The following is a 16,195-nucleotide window of genomic DNA, read 5'->3' on the forward strand; positions in this document are numbered from 1 at the left end:
TTACATTTAAGGTATGCACCTGACGCCAGATTGCTTTACACTGCGACCCGGAAATACTCAAATAAGCTAGTTTTTCGCCTTTTATGGCGTAGGTTATTTGGGTGAATAAAGCCGACACAGAATTCGGCACTATAAATGGAGAAGTGAAAAATGTTACGTCCTTTAGTCCTAGGGTGTGCGATTGCGTTTGGCTCAACATACGCAATGGCAGAAGCGGTTGATTTAAAACAAAACATGAAACAGATGAAGATGGAATTCAAACAGGCGGCGGAAGCGTCTGATGTTGACACCATGAAATCTGCGATTGATAGCTTGCAAGCGATTGTTGAACAATCTAAGCGTGGTAATTACCCACCAGAGAAGTTTGATACTTACTTAGAAGGCTTTAACAAGCTGACGGTAACGCTAGATAAGATTGAAGCGGATCTTGATGCGGGCAAGCTACAAGAAGCAAAAGCTCAACTGCGTGAAATCGATAGTCTTCGTGAAGAGTACCACGGCAAGCGCAATCCAAGCATTTGGAGCAAGTTGTTCGGCTAATTATCTACTGAGCGGAGCATTTGCTCGTGGCAGTGGGTTACGTGTTATCTCTAAGTAATGAATGAACACATTATCAGCCTGCCATTTCGGCGGGCTTTTTTGCGCCTGTCAATCGATGCATTCAAGAAAACCTGTGAGGTAGCAACCACTTATTGATACTGTTTTTTGAGCTATCACTCAAAATTGGTTACGCTGTGTGAAATTTGTTAAGTCACCGTTATGCGTAGATTAATTCCTTTTTACCGCTCGATGTTATTTGCTAGTGCTCTCAGTTGGGTGCTAGTGACACTGATGCCTGTTATCAATGCTCATGGTAACAGCATGGGCGTGTGGGCGACGCTATGTACGCTTAACGGATTTGAGTTGGTCCAAATAGAAGAGGGCGACAATTCGGTCAGCCACAAAGGCAAGCCTTGTCCGTTTAGCCACTTCTCGACTTTTCATCACGATACACTTCCAACGACACCGATACTTTCAAGACAGAGCTTGGTGACTTCTGACAGCTACGCTTATTTGGCTCTAAGTGTGCGATTTGAAACACCAGTTCCTCGAGCGCCGCCAGTTTCCCTTTTCTCATAACGAAAACAATTACACGATACCCAAGTAACCTCGAGATGCTTGGTTCAGCGAGAATGACTTGGTTTGTAGACGCGGCGGCGATTTAAAGGTCTAGTGGGTCTAAATCAAGATATCGACAACAAAGTATATAAGCCAAGGCAACTCGCCCTTCGGGAGCGTGTCATTGCTCCGATTGCTGCTTCAAAAAACTTGGAAAGAGTTGTCTATTACACAGCGTTGTTTTCTTTGCACTCGAATCAATGACAACGCTCTGAATCCAGCATCTTGAAGTCACTTGGGTATATAGTCAGCAACACTGCCACTTCGAGCAGTAGTACTCCCGAATCTAAGTCAAATAGCGCCACATACGAATGCGTATGTGTAGGATGCGTTTGGCTGAATTTGGGTGTTCAACAATGAAAAAAGGAAAATACACATGTTGAGAAACTCGGCAAAGCCTCAACTCAAGGAAGCCTCACGCGCAAAATCCATCTACTTTATGACGTGGCGATGGCACTTCTACGCAGGTTTGTTCGTCATTCCATTTATGCTGATGCTTTCCCTCACGGGATTGGTGATGTTGTTTGATGACGAAATCGAACTGGCTCGATACGAAGCGACATTACAAGTTTCACCACAAGAGCACATGATTCCTGTCTCTGCACAATTGGAAACCGTAAAGCAGGCGTATCCCGATTTTAATATCACTCAATTTGTACCTGCTAAAACGGCCGATATTGCCAACCGATTCTCGATTCAAAACCAAGAAGGCAGCTCGCTGATTGTTGCAGTAAATCCCTATACAGGAGACGTACAGGGCACCATTAATCGTGGTGATAGCATTTATGAACTGATGAACAGCATTCACGGCACATTGCTCATCGGCGACCTAGGCGACCGTTTAATTGAAATCGCCGCAAGTCTGGGGATTTTGCTGTTGGTGTCTGGTTTGTACCTTTGGTTACCGAGAGACAACGCCAGCCGCGCCGGCTTTTTGAAAATTCGCCTTAACAATGGCCCTCGAATTTTGATGCGTGACCTACATGCGAATTTAGGTGGTGTACTGTCGCTTGTTCTGTTGTTCTTTTTGATTTCAGGATTGTCGTGGGCAGGGATCTGGGGGGCGAAAATGGTACAAGCTTGGAATACCTTCCCAACCTATTACACATGGGGTGAGAAACCGGAATCCACACTGACACATAAAGATCTTAACCACGGTGCTTCAGAAGAGATGCCATGGAACTTAGAGCTTGCTGCTGTGCCAGAATCGAAAGATAAGCCCGCTCATGATCATGCCAATATGAAGGAAGAGATGGCATACGCAGGCAGTCATGATGCGCTCTCCATTGATGATATCATCCTCAAGGCTGAAATGATGGGCTTCACTGGCTATAAGCTGTTTTTACCACGCTCTGAGACGGGCGTTTACACCGTTGCAGCTAACTCTATGGGCGGCGACATTTCCGACCCAAGACAAGATCGCACCAGCCACTTTGACCAGTATTCCGGTCGCTTGTTGGTGGATGTAACGTGGCAAGATTACAGCCTATTTGCCAAGTTCATGGCGGCAGGTGTGTCATTGCATCAAGGTGATGTGAGTATATTGAACAAAGTACTCAACGTAGTGTTCTGTTTGGCGTTCATCTTAATCTCAATCACAGGTGTGGTGATGTGGTGGATTCGTAGACCAAGTCGCAGTGCCGCATTGGGCGCGCCACCTAAGTTTCAACAAGACAGTATTTGGAAGCTTGGCTTAGTAACGTTAGTGATATTGTGTCTCGCGTTCCCGATGGGCGGTTTGGCAATTGTTACGGTTCTCGCACTGGATTGGCTGTTGTTCAACCGCGTTGAGAAACTGAAAACGGCGTTGAATTAGTAACAGACAAAGAATGGAATAATAAAAGAGCCTGTGAAGTCGAAGTGCTGGCTCTTTTTATTTCTGGTAAATCTCCAGTGGCAAGCCATCTGGGTCTTGGAAGAAGGTAAAGGCTTTGCCTGTAAATTCGTCAATACGAATTGGCTCAACTTCAACGTCATTCGATTCTAGGTAGACTTTCACTTGCTCAACATCATCAACCAAAAAAGCGAGATGTCGCAGGCCTTGCGCTTCGGGAAAGCTCGGTCTCTCAGGGGCGCCCGGAAAGCTAAACAGTTCAACTTGACTGCCGTCAGGTAAAGCGAGGTCAAGCTTGTAGGAGTCTCTGGCTTCACGATAGTTCTCGGCAATGACTTTCAGTCCTAACACTTCAGTGTAAAAGCGTTTTGACTTTGGGTAATCGCTGCAAATGATCGCGACGTGATGAATGGCATTAAACATGGTTAGCCTCTTCAAGCATGGTTAGTATCCTCGGAGACTAAATGCTCCTTAACGAAGTCGATAAACACACGCAGACGAGCGGGCATGTATTTGGTTTGCGCATACTGCATCGCGATAGCGCCATGATAGTTACTCTTGATCATCCAATCCGGCAGAACCTCCACCACTTCTCCTTGCTCTAAAGCGTCTTTGATCACGAAGTCATGGAAGATCCCAATTCCCAAGCCAGACTTAACCCCGTTCAAGCGCATTTGAGAATGGTTGACGGCGTAGCGTCCACTTACTGCGATCGAGTGGAACGCTTCCTCTTTAAAGAACGACCAGATGTTGTCTTTGTCGTTCTCGGCAAGGTAAATACAGTCGTGCTGCTCAAGCTCGGTTGGGTGCTCAGGCATACCGTGTTTGGCTAGGTAATCTGGAGAGGCACACAAAACAAGGTTGGTCTTGCTGATCTCTTTGAGGACCAGATTCTCATCGGGTTTGTCGGTGAGCTTGAATGCGACATCAATTCCTTGGCGGAACAGATCGATCTCACCATCTGCTGCACGCAGCTTAAGCTGTATATTTGGATAACGTTCTAGGAATGGCAACACAAACGGTTGAAGCACCGAATTAAGAAATGCTTCAGGGGCTGCCACTGTGAGTGCGCCTGTTGGCTCGGCATGATCTTCCGCTGATAGCTCAACGGCTTGCTGCGCGGCATTCACCATTGCGATGCTTTGGTCGTAAACCTTTTGCCCAGCTTGAGTAATGATCAACTTACGAGTCGTGCGCTCAAACAGTTTCACTGAGAGGGCTTGCTCTAATCGTGTGATCAACTTACTTAAAGCCGATGGCGTTACGCCGAGTTGTTTAGCAGCAGCGGTAAAACTGCCTTCGTTTACCACCAAGATAAACGAAGCAAGATCAGGAAGTAGGGCTATGAGTTTTGGATTAACCATAATTGTTCAGTTCTGCGCAGCGGAATAACGATATTGTCTGGTACGGTTTCACGAGGTTCAAGTGTCACCGTCTCGCTTTAACGATATTTTGCCAAAAATGCTTTGAGTGCAGGCAAGCCAGATTCACCAGTATGGTATTGCTGCCAACAGTGATAAATGGCCGTTTCGTGGTCTGCAATCAACTCGATAGCATCTCGCTCAGCGATTGAATACTGCTGTGAAGCGTTCACTTCTTCATGCCACTCTCGATACTTAACCTCATAAGGTTCTACCCACTTCAGAAGAGTCGCCACCAACTCTTGCCATGGTAAACCAATCCACTTGGTTGCATCTGCCAAGCCTTTATCTAGCATCTCTTGGTGTCGACTTTCGATATCTATGCCATTTGTTTGCAGTACAGGTCTGAGCTTTTCTGCGGTTAGCTCTTCCACTTCAATCAAGGTTTGCCACAGTGTTTGTTGTTCACTTTGGGTGTAATGGCTCAAGTAGTGGTTGAAAAAAGCGATGCCGTAGATTTCGCCATAGTAGGCAGACAGAACGTTATGAATCATGGTGAGAATCGTGATTTAAACAGGGAATATCGCATTGTAGGAGGGGAAAGCGCGACGTGTAAACACCTGATTAAGAGTAAAAAAGTGCTGCTGACAGAATTCGAACAGAACTTGTGAGAATTTTATGAGAATTCGATGAAGTTGCTGATAGATTTGCTCGTCATTCTTAGAGGCAAGAACGCAAAACGTTCGAAACGTAATGCTTAACCTACTCAAGTCACGAACAAAGAAGTAAAGCCGTACACATGAGCTTGGGTAGTTCAACCCTCATTAAAGGATGGAATCACAATGAAAAAACGTACCCAACTCGGACTCGTCATGACTTCAGTCGCTATGGCACTAGGCTCTGCATCAGTGAATGCGGCGGAATTGGAAATCACCGTGACAAACGCAACCCAAGGCATCTACTTTACGCCTCTTATTGTTGCCGCACATGGTTCTGATCTTCAAATGTTCAGAACGGGTCAAGCAGCAACGCCAGAACTAGAAGCAATGGCAGAAGGCGGTGATATCTCTGGTCTTGCTAGTGTGATTGGTAACGCTGGTGGTGCTGTGGTTGAGAACCCTGCTGGTGGCATTTTGAATCCGGGTGTTGCAACCACCTTCACCTTGGACAGTGGCGACCACGGTTATCTTTCTCTGAGCGCGATGTTGTTGCCAACCAATGATGGTTTCGTCGGTCTGGATAGTTGGAAGATTCCAACGGAAGCGGGTACATACCGAGCAACGCTAAGAAGTTACGATGCCGGTACAGAAGCGAACGATGAACTTGCGTCTAGCATGCCAAACCCACCTTTCATTACCTTTGGTACTGGCGGCACAGGCGTTGAAGCAACGGTAACTAACGACAAAGTTCACGTGCATCCGGGTAACCTTGGTGATAGCGATCCAGCCGGCGGCATCAGTGACCTAGACAGCAGCAGCCATCGTTGGTTAAACCCAGTTGCAACCATCACAATCGTTGTGAAGTAAGGGGGATGTATGAAATACAGAATCTTACTAGTTGCAGCTTCAGTCGGCTTGCTCGCCGGTTGTCCAAGCGATGATGATAACGATGTAGTGAAATCGTACCGCTACACCGTCAACGTGGCGAACTTGACTGCGAATCAACCTATGTCTCCGCTCGCGGTACTCACTCACAATGGTGACTACCAACTGTTTGAAATTGGACAAGCCGCATCTGTTGAACTTGAGCATCTTGCCGAAGGCGGGAGTAACGCTGAGCTGATTGAGTTGATGAACAGCAATGACAGTGTTTACCAAGGTATTTCGGGTAATGGATTGGTGTTGCCGGGTGCATCGGACGAAGTCACCATCACGGTTGACCCTAGTCGTTACGGTTACTTGTCTGTTGCGTCTATGTTTGTGAATACCAATGATGCCTTTGTTGGCGAAACGGGGCTATCGCTCAAATCGCTCGCAGTGGGTGAAAGCTATGAAATGAGCATGAACGTTTGGGATTCTGGCACGGAACTGAACGATGAACTTGCCGCAACCATTCCAGGCCCAGCAGGTGGCGGTGAGGGTTTCAATGCCGCACGTAATGACAGCAATGACATTGTTGCTTTTCATGCGGGTGTTGTTAGCCAAGATGACGGATTAGTAAACTCAGCACTTTCTGCGAACCATCGTTTCCTGAACCCAGGTGCGAAAGTCACCATCACTCGAGTCGAGTAACACAGGCTCCGATGACGTCTCCTTTCCAAAGCGCTTGTAGCCGAGCGCTTTATCCCTCATGGCGTCATCGGAACCTTTTTTGAAAGAATTTCTAATTTGTTCCGGTCATGTGCAAAGTGAGGATACTCGAAGGCAAGGAAAGGACCATGGAACAACAGGCAATCAATTTAGTCGCGAACATCTTGTTGGTGGAAGATGACGATGATTTGGCAGAACTGGTTCAGATGCATCTCAAGTTTCAAGGACACCAAGTGTCGCGAGCCACAAATGTCGCCGATGCTAAAGCGCAATACCAGCAACAACCCTTTGATTTATTGATCCTTGACCGAGGTTTACCAGATGGTGATGGCCTAGACATCTGCCATTATTTGCGTCAGCAACAAGATTGGAGCCCAGTGCTCATGCTGACAGCCAGAGACGGTGAAATGGACAAGGTTGACGGTTTAGAAGCGGGCGTTGATGACTACATCACTAAGCCATTTAGCGTATTAGAAGTCCAAGCACGAGTGCGAAACGTGCTACGCAGAGTCAGCCAAACCGTAGAAGCCAAAGTAGCAAATGAAGTCCTCAATGATGCGATGGATTTTGGTCCGCTGAGAATCATTCCGGAGTTGCACCAAGTATCCTTAAACGACAAGGATGTCACTCTTACCGCGACAGAGTTTACTTTGCTGCAGTTTCTCGCGACTCGTCCGGGCAGAGTCTACAGTAAAGATGAATTGCTCGATCACGTTTGGAATACCAGTCATTCTGGTTATCACCACACGGTGTGTAGCACCATAAACCGTTTACGCAGCAAGTTGTCTTTGTCTGATTCTGATCATCACTTCATTCAAACTGTTTGGGGTGTTGGGTATAAGTTTCAACCAAGACACTAATGCAAGAAAGTAAGTCAAAACATCAAGCCAAGACAGTAAGTCGGCAGTTGTTTTCACCGTCACTTTTCAATCATCACGGGTGTTTCTAAAACATCGCTGTTTAAGGAGGCGATAGGATGAGCTTCAAATCTCGCTTGGTAGTATTTACTAGCTTGTGGTTCTGCCTCGCGGCGGTGGTGATTGCACTGACTTACAATTGGCAAAAAGAAACCATTGAGTTACGCACCAAGCAAAGCCTGCATAAAGAGCTAGCCAGCCACATGCGTGATGATAATCCGCTGATGATCGGAACGGATTACAACCCTAAAGCACTTAAGTCGATCTTTCACACGCTCATGCTGATTGGCCCTGATTTTGAAATCTACTTCCTCGATAGCCAAGGCAATATCACCACTCATGCAGCACCGGAAGAGGCGGAAATCATGGGGAAGGTGGATCTCAATCCCATTAAGCAATTCTTAAATGACCAGCCTTTTCCTATTTTGGGTGAAGACCCACGTAATCGTGGTGAGCACAAAGTCTTTTCTGTCGCGGCGATAGAGGAATTAGGTTCTACGGTCGGTTATCTCTACGTGGTGATTGGCAGTACCCGACATGATGCCATTGCCAATGCTCAAGTCGATACCCCTTACATCGCGCTGGCAGGACTGGTCTTAGTTTCCATTTTAGGCTTTGCTCTTGGAGCTTATGTGCTGGTGAAACGTAGCCTATTGAACCCGATTGAGCGTGTGACCAAGCAACTTCAACAGCAAGCCGAACATGATTTCCGCCTGCAACCTGATTTTACTCACCAAGTGCCGGAGCTCGTGCCGATTGCGCACTCTTATCAGATGATGGCGAAGCACATTCAGCAGCAGTTTTTACAGTTGGAGTATCAATCGTCTCATCGTCGTCAAAGCTTGTTGCAGCTTAGTCATGATTTAAAAACGCCGTTATCGAGCGTGCTGGGTTATTTGGAAACATGGCGTTTGCAACATCCGGAATCCGATCCTTTGATTGACGTCGCTTTCCGAAATTGTGAGAAGCTCTCAACTCAATTGTATTCTTTGTTAGACGCCGCGCGCAAAGAAGCTCCAATGCCAAACTACGAGTACCGCCCCGTAGATCTTGGCGCGTTGATGGCAGAATGTGCCGAAACGATGCAGAGCCAGTTTTCTCGTAAAGAAGTGGTGTTGAAAGTGGATATCGATAGCGAAATCCAAACCGTGGGTGACAAGGGGCTATTGGAGCGGTTGGTATTGAACCTGCTTGAAAATGCATTGCGCCACAGCCCAATCGGCTCGGAAGTGCATTGCCAAGCACATTTGAGTGAGGATAAGTCGCGTATCCACTTTACCTTCGTCAATCACATCGAGGAAGAAGCGGAGGGAGGTTCTTTGGGGATCGGGACGAAGATTGTCCAATCGATCTTAATGCTTCACCACAGCTATCTTGAGACCAATGCAACCTCCTCTCAGTATCAACAGAAGTTCACACTTCTCGCAATCTAAAGAGAAGTGTGAGACATAAGTTAATGTTTATTCAATAACACCACATACGACGCGAGCGCCACCACCACCTAGCTTATTTGGGTGATCGGAGTGATTGTCACCACCTGCATGGATCATTAACGCTCGACCTTTTAAATCCGATAATTTTAGGCGAGGTGCGACAACGGGCTGATTGGCATTGCCGTCCATGTCCACATAGAGTGGAGGCAAGTCGCCTAAATGATTGTCATCGGTCCAAGGATAGCCATGCTTCCCTGTGTTGTTAGGATCATAATGGCCACCTGCTGCGCCGCCTAATACGGTTTTGTCATCCTTTTCTATGCTATCGCAAGATGGATTAGTGTGAACATGGAAACCGTGCACACCTGCTGACAAACCTGATAATTGAGGCGTAAAAACAACGCCATAATCACTTTGTGAAATCTCAATGGTACCCGCACTCTCATTGGTGTTGAGAGCAGTCATTTCTACCGTTTTTGCTAGCGCGTTAGGGGCGGCGACAAGAGCGGATGCAACTGAAATGCATAGCAATCCTTTTAACATGGGACCTCCTTCTTTTAGGGTGTACGCTCAAGCACATATTAGTGAAAACCTGTTTTACTTATGTATGTTGAGCGGTGAGTTTATGTCATAGAGTGATGTGTATCACTTTATGGTCTTAAACTGATATCTCGATCCGAAATCAGCTTTCTTTTATTTAGTCTTAACATATTGAGATCGTTAAGATATAAAAAGAATAGACGCCAATCTTAAAATAGCCTGAATATTTTTAAATTAACGCAAAGTTAAATTTTTAATGACTTTATAACAAAGCTCATAATTGTTTTATAAAGAATTTGGTGGAATTGTCCGCAATAAAGAATAGTCAAATTAACGAATATATTAATGTGAATATTGTTGTTTATAGATTTGTGGTCAAACTGTTGCTTATATCATCAAATAAGATAAAAAATTGGAACTAAAGTCACTTAATGGCAGAGGAAAAAATTAAACTCTGATTGTAATGGGTAATAATGTTTTAGTAACAGATAGTTACGCACTTAAAATTAATAATATGGCTAATTTCCGACAAGGATTGAAAAAGATGAAAGACAAGGAATCTATTCAGACTAATAGCAGCCGCCGTAATTTTCTGAAAGGCGCAACAGGAGCTGTTGTTGCTGGTGTGAGTGCTTCCGCTTTCTCAGGCGTAGCTCAAGCACGAGAACAGAAAATTGATTGGAGCAGCCGCGGGCTAGGTAGAAAACACGATAAGCGCTTCTGGCGTAAAGTGCGAAGACAGTTCGTTTTGGACAAACGAACCACTTACATGAACATTGGTACAACAGGTTCAATGCCAAAACATGTTCTTGAAGATTACGAGCATAACAACAAGCTGGTGGCTAAATATCCTTGGGATATGAAAGGCAAATTTGGCTCTTGGCCGTATGTTTCTGAGATGGTTAAAGACGTCGCACCAGGTTTTGGTGCTAACCCAGAAGAGATCATTCTCAGCCGCAACACTACTGATGGCTTATGCTCGATCATTAATGGCTTACACTTTGAACCAGGTGATGTGATTCTAACGACACACCATGAACATATTGCTGCAACATCACCTATGAACGTAGCGAAACATCGTTTTGGTGTGGATGTGGTAGAAATTCAACTACCAGTATTTACTGGTACTGAAAACGTTTCTGAGCAAGATTACATTCAAGCGTTCCGAGACGCGCTTGATGCGAATCAAAACGTTCGCCTAATTGTTTTCTCTCATATCACATACAAAACAGGAACCGCGCTACCAGCAAAAGCCATTTGTGCTTTAGCAAAAGAGTATGGTGTGCCTACTCTTGTTGATGGCGCGCATACGGTCGGTATGTTTGACCTTGATTTCCACGATATGGATTGTGATTTCTATGCAGGATCTGGTCATAAGTGGCAGTGTGGTCCGGGCGCGACAGGTATTCTGTATGTTCGTGATAATGGTAACCGTTTGAATGAGTATTGGAGTGACCGAGAGAACCCGTTATGGTTGATCAACTCCTCACTTTCTCATGCTGATTACCTGGGTAAACAGCTGCAAATGCAATACATTGGTAACGATAACTATCCTGCGAAACAAGCACTAGTTGATAGTTGCAAAATGTGGGATGAGATTGGTCGAGACCGTATCGAAGAGCGAGTTGTAAGCCTTGGTAGTTTATGTAAAACCTTGCTTCAAGAGTACTTACCACAAGCCAAAATGTATTCACCAAACGTGGAAGGCTTAACCAGTGGCTTAACGACGGTTAATCCGTTCTCCGATGTAACTAATGAAGAGATACTGACGGAATTCCGAGATCGTTTACGTGAAGAGTATGGTTACATCATCCGTACGACTAGCTTTAAGCTGCATAAGGATGATGACTTTGATACTTACGCGCTGCGTATCTCTACGCATTTGTTCCATGACGAACAAGATGTGGAAGGGCTCGTAGTGGCGATGACGAATTTGTATTACTCGTCGTTCTAACATCGTTGTTTATCACTCAAGCGCCCATTATTGGGCGCTTTGTGAAAGGTAAGGATATTATTATGTCAGTCATAACATTCAAAAGAACTTTAGCGACGGTGGCGCTCATGGTTACCTCTGTTGCGTCATCTGCCGCTTGGTCAGACGATTTACAACAAATCCGTGAACGCGGTGTACTGCGTCACATTGGTGTCCCGTACGCTAACTTTGTCTCCTATATTGAACAAGGTGAAGTGGAAACTTTGACTGGCTTGGATGTAGAGATAATAAAAGGTTTTGCCAAGTCGTTAGGTGTTCAGTACCAGTATGTTCCAGCACAGTGGAGCGACGTGGTTGGTAAGTTGACAGGGCAAAATGTGCAATATCACAACAAGCAGGCTGTTGTCGGAGAAAGTGTTCCAATTGAAGGCGACTTGATCGCAAATGGCGTTACTATTCTTGATTGGCGCTCTGAGGTTGTCGATTTTTCACAAGATTATTTTCCTTCAGGTGTATGGTTGGTTTCCAGATCCGACTCTAGTCTGAGCCCGATTAAACCAAGTGGGTCGGTCAATGAAGATGTTAAAAACGTCAAGCAGCTGATCGATGGTCGCGAAGTGTTAGCTTTAGAACATTCTTGCTTGGATCCTAACCTTTATGACTTATATGACACAGGTGCAAAAGTTATATTACCTGATGGGGCGCGTCTCCTTAATGAGATGGTTCCAGCGATAATGAAAAATGATGCGGAAAGCACATTATTAGATGTTGCGGATACGCTAATTGCCCTCGAAAAATGGCCGGGCGAAATAAAAGTCATTGGCCCTATATCTGAAAATCAAAAAATGGCTGTTGCATTCCGTAAAAATTCCCCTGAATTACGCAAAGCATTTGATCGTTATTTAAACTCGATAAAAAAAGACGGTTCATACGAAAAATTAGTAAAAAAATACTATCCATCTATTTACTACTTTTATAACGATTACTTTATAGAAGATAAAAAGAAAGTCCGATGAATAAGGCCGTTAAAAAATTTTCCAGTAAAAGATTTATTACAATAAGCGCAATATTAGTTTCAATTTACCTAGCTATGCTTATTACTGTGACTAGCGTAGGTCAAAATAAATTAAAAGAATCTCAATACAGAGAACTAGATTTAAAAGTTAAAAGTTATGCAAGCACACTCGATAATTTATTTACCATAGCGAGTGAAGATGTTGATAATCTAGCTACAGATAAAACAATACAAACATTCTTTGGTAATTTAGCTTCTGGAATGTCAATGGAGTATGGGTTAGGTGCCAGTTTAATTAATTTAAAGCGTCGCTTCGATGAGAAGATAGACAGTAAGCTAATTAATAGCAGCCAAATCTATAAAAAGCTCACGCTGGTAGGCAGTGATGGAGTCACCATTGTCACCACTGGATCTGAAAACCTTGCCGAGCACAAAATGGACATACAAACCTTAATGACTCAACACGGGCATCCCGAAGAGGTTTGTGCGACGCGATACAATGATGACGTTCGCATTCAAGTCATTAAGCAAGTTAAGTTCTCCGGAAAGCCTGTTGCTTTTTTAATTGCCGATCTTAATAAGAATATTGTTATTGACCAACTTACTAACCAAGAACACGAAGATAGTTATAGCCGAATGGTGCTAAAAATAAAAGACGTGGAAATGGTTGTATGGGATACCATAAATAAAATACCTTCTCACAATAAGGATGAGAACTATTTCGTTTCTGAGGCTGTAGACGGAAAAATTTACTTTGAAGTGCCTGTGGATAAACATCACTTTAAATTGATGGCGTGGTTCGAGCCTTTGAGTGAACGAGATATATTTACATCACGGCTCTTTATTATTGGTTTGAGTATTCTGGCCGTTATGATCGTCATTGCTTTATGTTATGCATTCATCACGAACAATAATAGGATTGAATTGAAAATTAAGCTTGAAGAAGAAAAAAAGCGTAAAGATATTCTTTCTCAACAGAATAAAAAATTAACGAACGAAATTGAACGTCGAAAAGCGTCTGAAAAAGAACTCGCCTTCCAAGCTAAATATGACACATTAACTAATTTGCCTAATCGTAGTTATGGTTCCGAGCGATTGGCTTTGGAGTTAATTAGGGCATCGCGTAGTGGGTCTAAAGTTTTGGTGATGTTCATCGACTTAGACCACTTCAAGCAGATTAACGATTCAATGGGACACTTTGTTGGGGATGAAATCCTTAAACTAAGTGCTCAGCGACTGTATCAAGTCGCGAGAAAAACAGACTTATTGGCGAGAATTGGTGGGGATGAGTTTTTACTCGTCATCCCTGATTTGCCTGATAATGATACTGCAAAGCGAGTTGCTTCAAGTGTACTTTCGGCGTTTAACGATCCGTTTGTTTGGAACAACCATGAATTCTTCTTGAGTAGTAGCGTCGGAATGTCTGTGTTCCCGGATGACGGAGACAACGCTGAGCAGCTTCTTGCATGTGCAGATATGGCAATGTATCGGGCGAAACAAGATGGGCGTGATGGCTTTTGTTTTTATAACCATAATATGAACCAAGATTTGCAACGCTATTTGGATCTGGAAAATCGTCTGAGAAGTGCGATCTCCAATCAGTTGTTAGAACTGTATTATCAGCCAATTATTGAGCTGAGTAGTGGTAAAATCGTAGGGGCAGAAGCGCTAATGCGTTGGAATGATGACAAGTACGGATTCGTAAACCCTGAAGAGTTTATCTCTATTGCAGAGAAAAATGGTTTAATTCATCAAATTGGTGAGTTTGCTATTCAACAAGCGTGTCGACAAGCGGCACAATGGCAAAGTCTGACTCCGTTGTTTGTTTCTGTAAACTTTTCTAGTGTTCAATTTAGGTATTGCGAGCGCTTACTTACGTTTATTAAACACAGCCTTGAGGAGTCTGGTCTTCCGTCAGATAAGTTCGATATTGAAGTGACAGAAAGTCTCCTCTTCAATCACGATTCTGAGCTATTAGACATGCTTAATAACTTACGAGCGTTAGGCACCAAACTTACTATTGATGATTTTGGTACTGGTTATTCTGCGCTGAGTTACTTGCAGAAGTTTCCGTTCGACCGCTTAAAGATTGATCGTAGCTTTATGCAAAATATGTTCGAGAACGACTCAGACCGCGAGCTTGTGAACGTAATCATAGCAATGGCGAAAGCGCTGGATCTTAAGATCGTCGCAGAAGGCATCGAAGAACAGCGTCATGTGGATTACCTGAAAAACCTAAACTGTGAGTTCGGACAAGGTTTCCACTATAGCCGACCATTACCTGCTAAGGACTTTGAAGCACTTTTGGCTAAGCCTACCTGGCTATAATTCCTTTTATAACAACCTCATAGAAAAGCATTAATTGAATTTATGCCTAGGATTCATTAATGCTTTTCCACCTTAAGGTATAATCCTTCCTCCTTCCTTGAATTACACTACAATTAATTGATGAGTGATAGCCCGTGACGCCCGTCACATAAAGGCTAAGCCTAATTCTAAACGAGTAAATACTCGCCAAAATAACTAGGAAGGAATTTCAAATGTCTTCTGCATTCTACCAACAGATTCAGCAGCAAATCGAAGAAGTAAAGGCGGAAGGCCTTTACAAATCAGAGCGTGTCATCATGTCTCAACAGCAAGCGGCTGTTAAAATCTCTACTGGTGAAGAAGTACTAAACTTCTGTGCGAACAACTACCTTGGTCTTGCTAACCACCCGGCACTTATCGAAGCGGGTAAAGCAGGCATGGACGAGCACGGCTTTGGTATGGCTTCAGTACGTTTTATCTGTGGTACGCAAGACATCCACAAAGAGCTTGAGCAGAAGCTTTCTAAGTTCCTAGGTAAAGAAGATACGATTCTTTACACATCATGTTTCGACGCAAACGCGGGCCTATTTGAAACTATTCTAGGCAAAGAAGACGCAATCATCTCTGACGCTTTAAACCACGCGTCAATCATCGACGGTGTTCGTCTATGTAAAGCAATGCGTTTCCGCTACTCAAACAACAACATGGAAGAGCTAGAGCAACAACTGATCGCTGCGAAAGAAGCAGGTGCTCGCCACATTCTTATCGTAACGGACGGTGTGTTCTCAATGGACGGCGTAGTAGCAAACCTTCCGGCTATCTGTGACCTAGCAGAGAAGTACGGCGCGTTGACTATGGTTGATGACTCTCACGCTGTTGGCTTCATGGGCAAAACAGGTGCAGGTACGCACGAGCACCACAACGTAGTTGACCGTATCGACATCATCACTGGTACGCTAGGCAAAGCAATGGGCGGCGCTTCAGGCGGTTACACATCTGGTAAAGCGGAAGTGATTGACTGGCTACGTCAGCGTTCTCGTCCATACCTATTCTCTAACTCTGTTGCACCAGCAATCGTAAGCGCTTCTATCCGCGTTCTAGATCTACTAGAAGAGAGCGGTGACCTACGTGATCGTCTATGGGAAAACGCAGCACACTTCCGTACTCGTATGGAAGACGCTGGTTTCACAATGGGTGGTGCTGACCACGCAATCATCCCAATCATGCTTGGCGACGCAAAAGTAGCAGCAGAATTTGCAGAGCGTGCGCTGGAGAAAGGCATCTACGTAATCGGCTTCTCATTCCCTGTAGTACCAAAAGGTCAAGCACGTATCCGTACTCAAATGTCTGCGGCGCACTCTCGCGAGCAACTAGACCGTGCAATCGACGCGTTCATCCAAGTTGGTAAGGACATGGGTCTTATTTAAGATTCTAGGCCTTAGACAATA

The 16,195-nt window shown here is 44.5% G+C and carries 15 protein-coding genes; 11 read left to right on the forward strand and 4 right to left on the reverse strand.

The features are described 5' to 3' along the window. The first annotated feature begins 150 nt into the window (after positions 1-150). The 3 genes from R8O11_RS08250 (at position 151) to R8O11_RS08260 (ending at position 2,974) form a co-directional block, all read left to right on the forward strand. Positions 151-540, forward strand: a complete 390-nt coding sequence (locus R8O11_RS08250) for a cytochrome b562 (protein WP_064369619.1) — start codon at positions 151-153, stop codon at positions 538-540. Between the two features lie 219 nt (positions 541-759). Then, positions 760-1,119: a hypothetical protein gene (locus R8O11_RS08255; RefSeq protein WP_080276971.1), complete on the forward strand. Its 360-nt coding sequence runs from the start codon at positions 760-762 to the stop codon at positions 1,117-1,119. A 415-nt stretch (positions 1,120-1,534) separates the two neighbouring features. After that, the gene (locus R8O11_RS08260; RefSeq protein WP_318194071.1) at positions 1,535-2,974 is read left to right on the forward strand and encodes a PepSY domain-containing protein; all 1,440 of its coding nucleotides are present in this window, start codon (positions 1,535-1,537) and stop codon (positions 2,972-2,974) included. Positions 2,975-3,031: 57 nt separating this feature from the next. Here R8O11_RS08260 and R8O11_RS08265 read toward each other — a convergent pair whose 3' ends face one another. The 3 genes from R8O11_RS08265 to R8O11_RS08275 all read right to left on the reverse strand — a co-directional run bounded on the left by R8O11_RS08265 (position 3,032) and on the right by R8O11_RS08275 (position 4,907). Then, positions 3,032-3,415, reverse strand: coding sequence for a VOC family protein (locus tag R8O11_RS08265; RefSeq protein WP_161445704.1), 384 nt, complete (start codon positions 3,413-3,415; stop codon positions 3,032-3,034). Positions 3,416-3,426: 11 nt separating this feature from the next. Continuing rightward, positions 3,427-4,356 carry a LysR family transcriptional regulator gene (locus tag R8O11_RS08270; protein WP_033906703.1) on the reverse strand — a complete coding sequence of 310 codons (930 nt, stop codon included), beginning with the start codon at positions 4,354-4,356 and terminating at the stop codon, positions 3,427-3,429. A 77-nt stretch (positions 4,357-4,433) separates the two neighbouring features. Continuing rightward, on the reverse strand, positions 4,434-4,907 hold the full coding sequence (locus R8O11_RS08275) for a hypothetical protein (protein ID WP_318194072.1): 474 nt from the start codon (positions 4,905-4,907) through the stop codon (positions 4,434-4,436). Positions 4,908-5,195: 288 nt separating this feature from the next. Between R8O11_RS08275 and R8O11_RS08280 the strand changes: the two genes are divergently transcribed. From R8O11_RS08280 to R8O11_RS08295, 4 genes are all read left to right on the forward strand, one after another. Further along, positions 5,196-5,879, forward strand: coding sequence for a spondin domain-containing protein (locus R8O11_RS08280; protein WP_318194073.1), 684 nt, complete (start codon positions 5,196-5,198; stop codon positions 5,877-5,879). Positions 5,880-5,888: 9 nt separating this feature from the next. Next, a complete protein-coding gene (locus R8O11_RS08285; protein ID WP_033906706.1) occupies positions 5,889-6,584 on the forward strand; it encodes a spondin domain-containing protein in 696 nt (231 codons plus the stop codon). Positions 6,585-6,730: 146 nt separating this feature from the next. Beyond that, entirely contained in the window at positions 6,731-7,462 is a 732-nt protein-coding gene (locus tag R8O11_RS08290) for a response regulator transcription factor (RefSeq protein ID WP_033906707.1), read from the forward strand. 116 nt (positions 7,463-7,578) lie between these two features. Beyond that, positions 7,579-8,952: a HAMP domain-containing sensor histidine kinase gene (locus tag R8O11_RS08295; RefSeq protein ID WP_318194074.1), complete on the forward strand. Its 1,374-nt coding sequence runs from the start codon at positions 7,579-7,581 to the stop codon at positions 8,950-8,952. A gap of 27 nt (positions 8,953-8,979) precedes the next feature. Here the strand turns inward: R8O11_RS08295 and R8O11_RS08300 are convergent, their stop codons facing one another. Continuing rightward, positions 8,980-9,495 (reverse strand): superoxide dismutase family protein, encoded by a 516-nt coding sequence (locus R8O11_RS08300; RefSeq protein ID WP_017635497.1) that lies wholly within the window; start codon positions 9,493-9,495, stop codon positions 8,980-8,982. A 541-nt stretch (positions 9,496-10,036) separates the two neighbouring features. On the opposite strand from R8O11_RS08300, the gene R8O11_RS08305 reads away from it, so the two are divergent. The 4 genes from R8O11_RS08305 to R8O11_RS08320 all read left to right on the forward strand — a co-directional run bounded on the left by R8O11_RS08305 (position 10,037) and on the right by R8O11_RS08320 (position 16,174). Further along, complete coding sequence (locus R8O11_RS08305) at positions 10,037-11,446, forward strand: aminotransferase class V-fold PLP-dependent enzyme (protein WP_005375092.1); 1,410 nt, start codon at positions 10,037-10,039, stop codon at positions 11,444-11,446. 62 nt (positions 11,447-11,508) lie between these two features. Further along, positions 11,509-12,441 (forward strand): transporter substrate-binding domain-containing protein, encoded by a 933-nt coding sequence (locus tag R8O11_RS08310; protein ID WP_042521667.1) that lies wholly within the window; start codon positions 11,509-11,511, stop codon positions 12,439-12,441. After that, on the forward strand, positions 12,438-14,768 hold the full coding sequence (locus tag R8O11_RS08315) for a putative bifunctional diguanylate cyclase/phosphodiesterase (RefSeq protein ID WP_138939440.1): 2,331 nt from the start codon (positions 12,438-12,440) through the stop codon (positions 14,766-14,768). Before R8O11_RS08310 ends, R8O11_RS08315 begins: the two co-directional genes overlap by 4 nt. 212 nt (positions 14,769-14,980) lie before the next feature. Beyond that, positions 14,981-16,174, forward strand: a complete 1,194-nt coding sequence (locus R8O11_RS08320; protein WP_171345512.1) for a glycine C-acetyltransferase — start codon at positions 14,981-14,983, stop codon at positions 16,172-16,174. Positions 16,175-16,195 lie beyond the last annotated feature (21 nt).

This window comes from Vibrio sp. 1288 (assembly GCF_033344475.1).

What these genes read in the sequence shown, in the direction of transcription:
- R8O11_RS08265 (WP_161445704.1), bottom strand. Translation starts at nt 3,415, where the DNA reads ATGTTTAATGCCATTCATCACGTCGCGATCATTTGCAGCGATTACCCA.
- R8O11_RS08260 (WP_318194071.1), top strand. Translation starts at nt 1,535, where the DNA reads ATGTTGAGAAACTCGGCAAAGCCTCAACTCAAGGAAGCCTCACGCGCA.
- R8O11_RS08320 (WP_171345512.1), top strand. Translation starts at nt 14,981, where the DNA reads ATGTCTTCTGCATTCTACCAACAGATTCAGCAGCAAATCGAAGAAGTA.
- R8O11_RS08305 (WP_005375092.1), top strand. Translation starts at nt 10,037, where the DNA reads ATGAAAGACAAGGAATCTATTCAGACTAATAGCAGCCGCCGTAATTTT.
- R8O11_RS08285 (WP_033906706.1), top strand. Translation starts at nt 5,889, where the DNA reads ATGAAATACAGAATCTTACTAGTTGCAGCTTCAGTCGGCTTGCTCGCC.
- R8O11_RS08300 (WP_017635497.1), bottom strand. Translation starts at nt 9,495, where the DNA reads ATGTTAAAAGGATTGCTATGCATTTCAGTTGCATCCGCTCTTGTCGCC.
- R8O11_RS08315 (WP_138939440.1), top strand. Translation starts at nt 12,438, where the DNA reads ATGAATAAGGCCGTTAAAAAATTTTCCAGTAAAAGATTTATTACAATA.
- R8O11_RS08295 (WP_318194074.1), top strand. Translation starts at nt 7,579, where the DNA reads ATGAGCTTCAAATCTCGCTTGGTAGTATTTACTAGCTTGTGGTTCTGC.
- R8O11_RS08310 (WP_042521667.1), top strand. Translation starts at nt 11,509, where the DNA reads ATGTCAGTCATAACATTCAAAAGAACTTTAGCGACGGTGGCGCTCATG.
- R8O11_RS08270 (WP_033906703.1), bottom strand. Translation starts at nt 4,356, where the DNA reads ATGGTTAATCCAAAACTCATAGCCCTACTTCCTGATCTTGCTTCGTTT.
- R8O11_RS08255 (WP_080276971.1), top strand. Translation starts at nt 760, where the DNA reads ATGCGTAGATTAATTCCTTTTTACCGCTCGATGTTATTTGCTAGTGCT.
- R8O11_RS08250 (WP_064369619.1), top strand. Translation starts at nt 151, where the DNA reads ATGTTACGTCCTTTAGTCCTAGGGTGTGCGATTGCGTTTGGCTCAACA.
- R8O11_RS08280 (WP_318194073.1), top strand. Translation starts at nt 5,196, where the DNA reads ATGAAAAAACGTACCCAACTCGGACTCGTCATGACTTCAGTCGCTATG.
- R8O11_RS08275 (WP_318194072.1), bottom strand. Translation starts at nt 4,907, where the DNA reads ATGATTCATAACGTTCTGTCTGCCTACTATGGCGAAATCTACGGCATC.
- R8O11_RS08290 (WP_033906707.1), top strand. Translation starts at nt 6,731, where the DNA reads ATGGAACAACAGGCAATCAATTTAGTCGCGAACATCTTGTTGGTGGAA.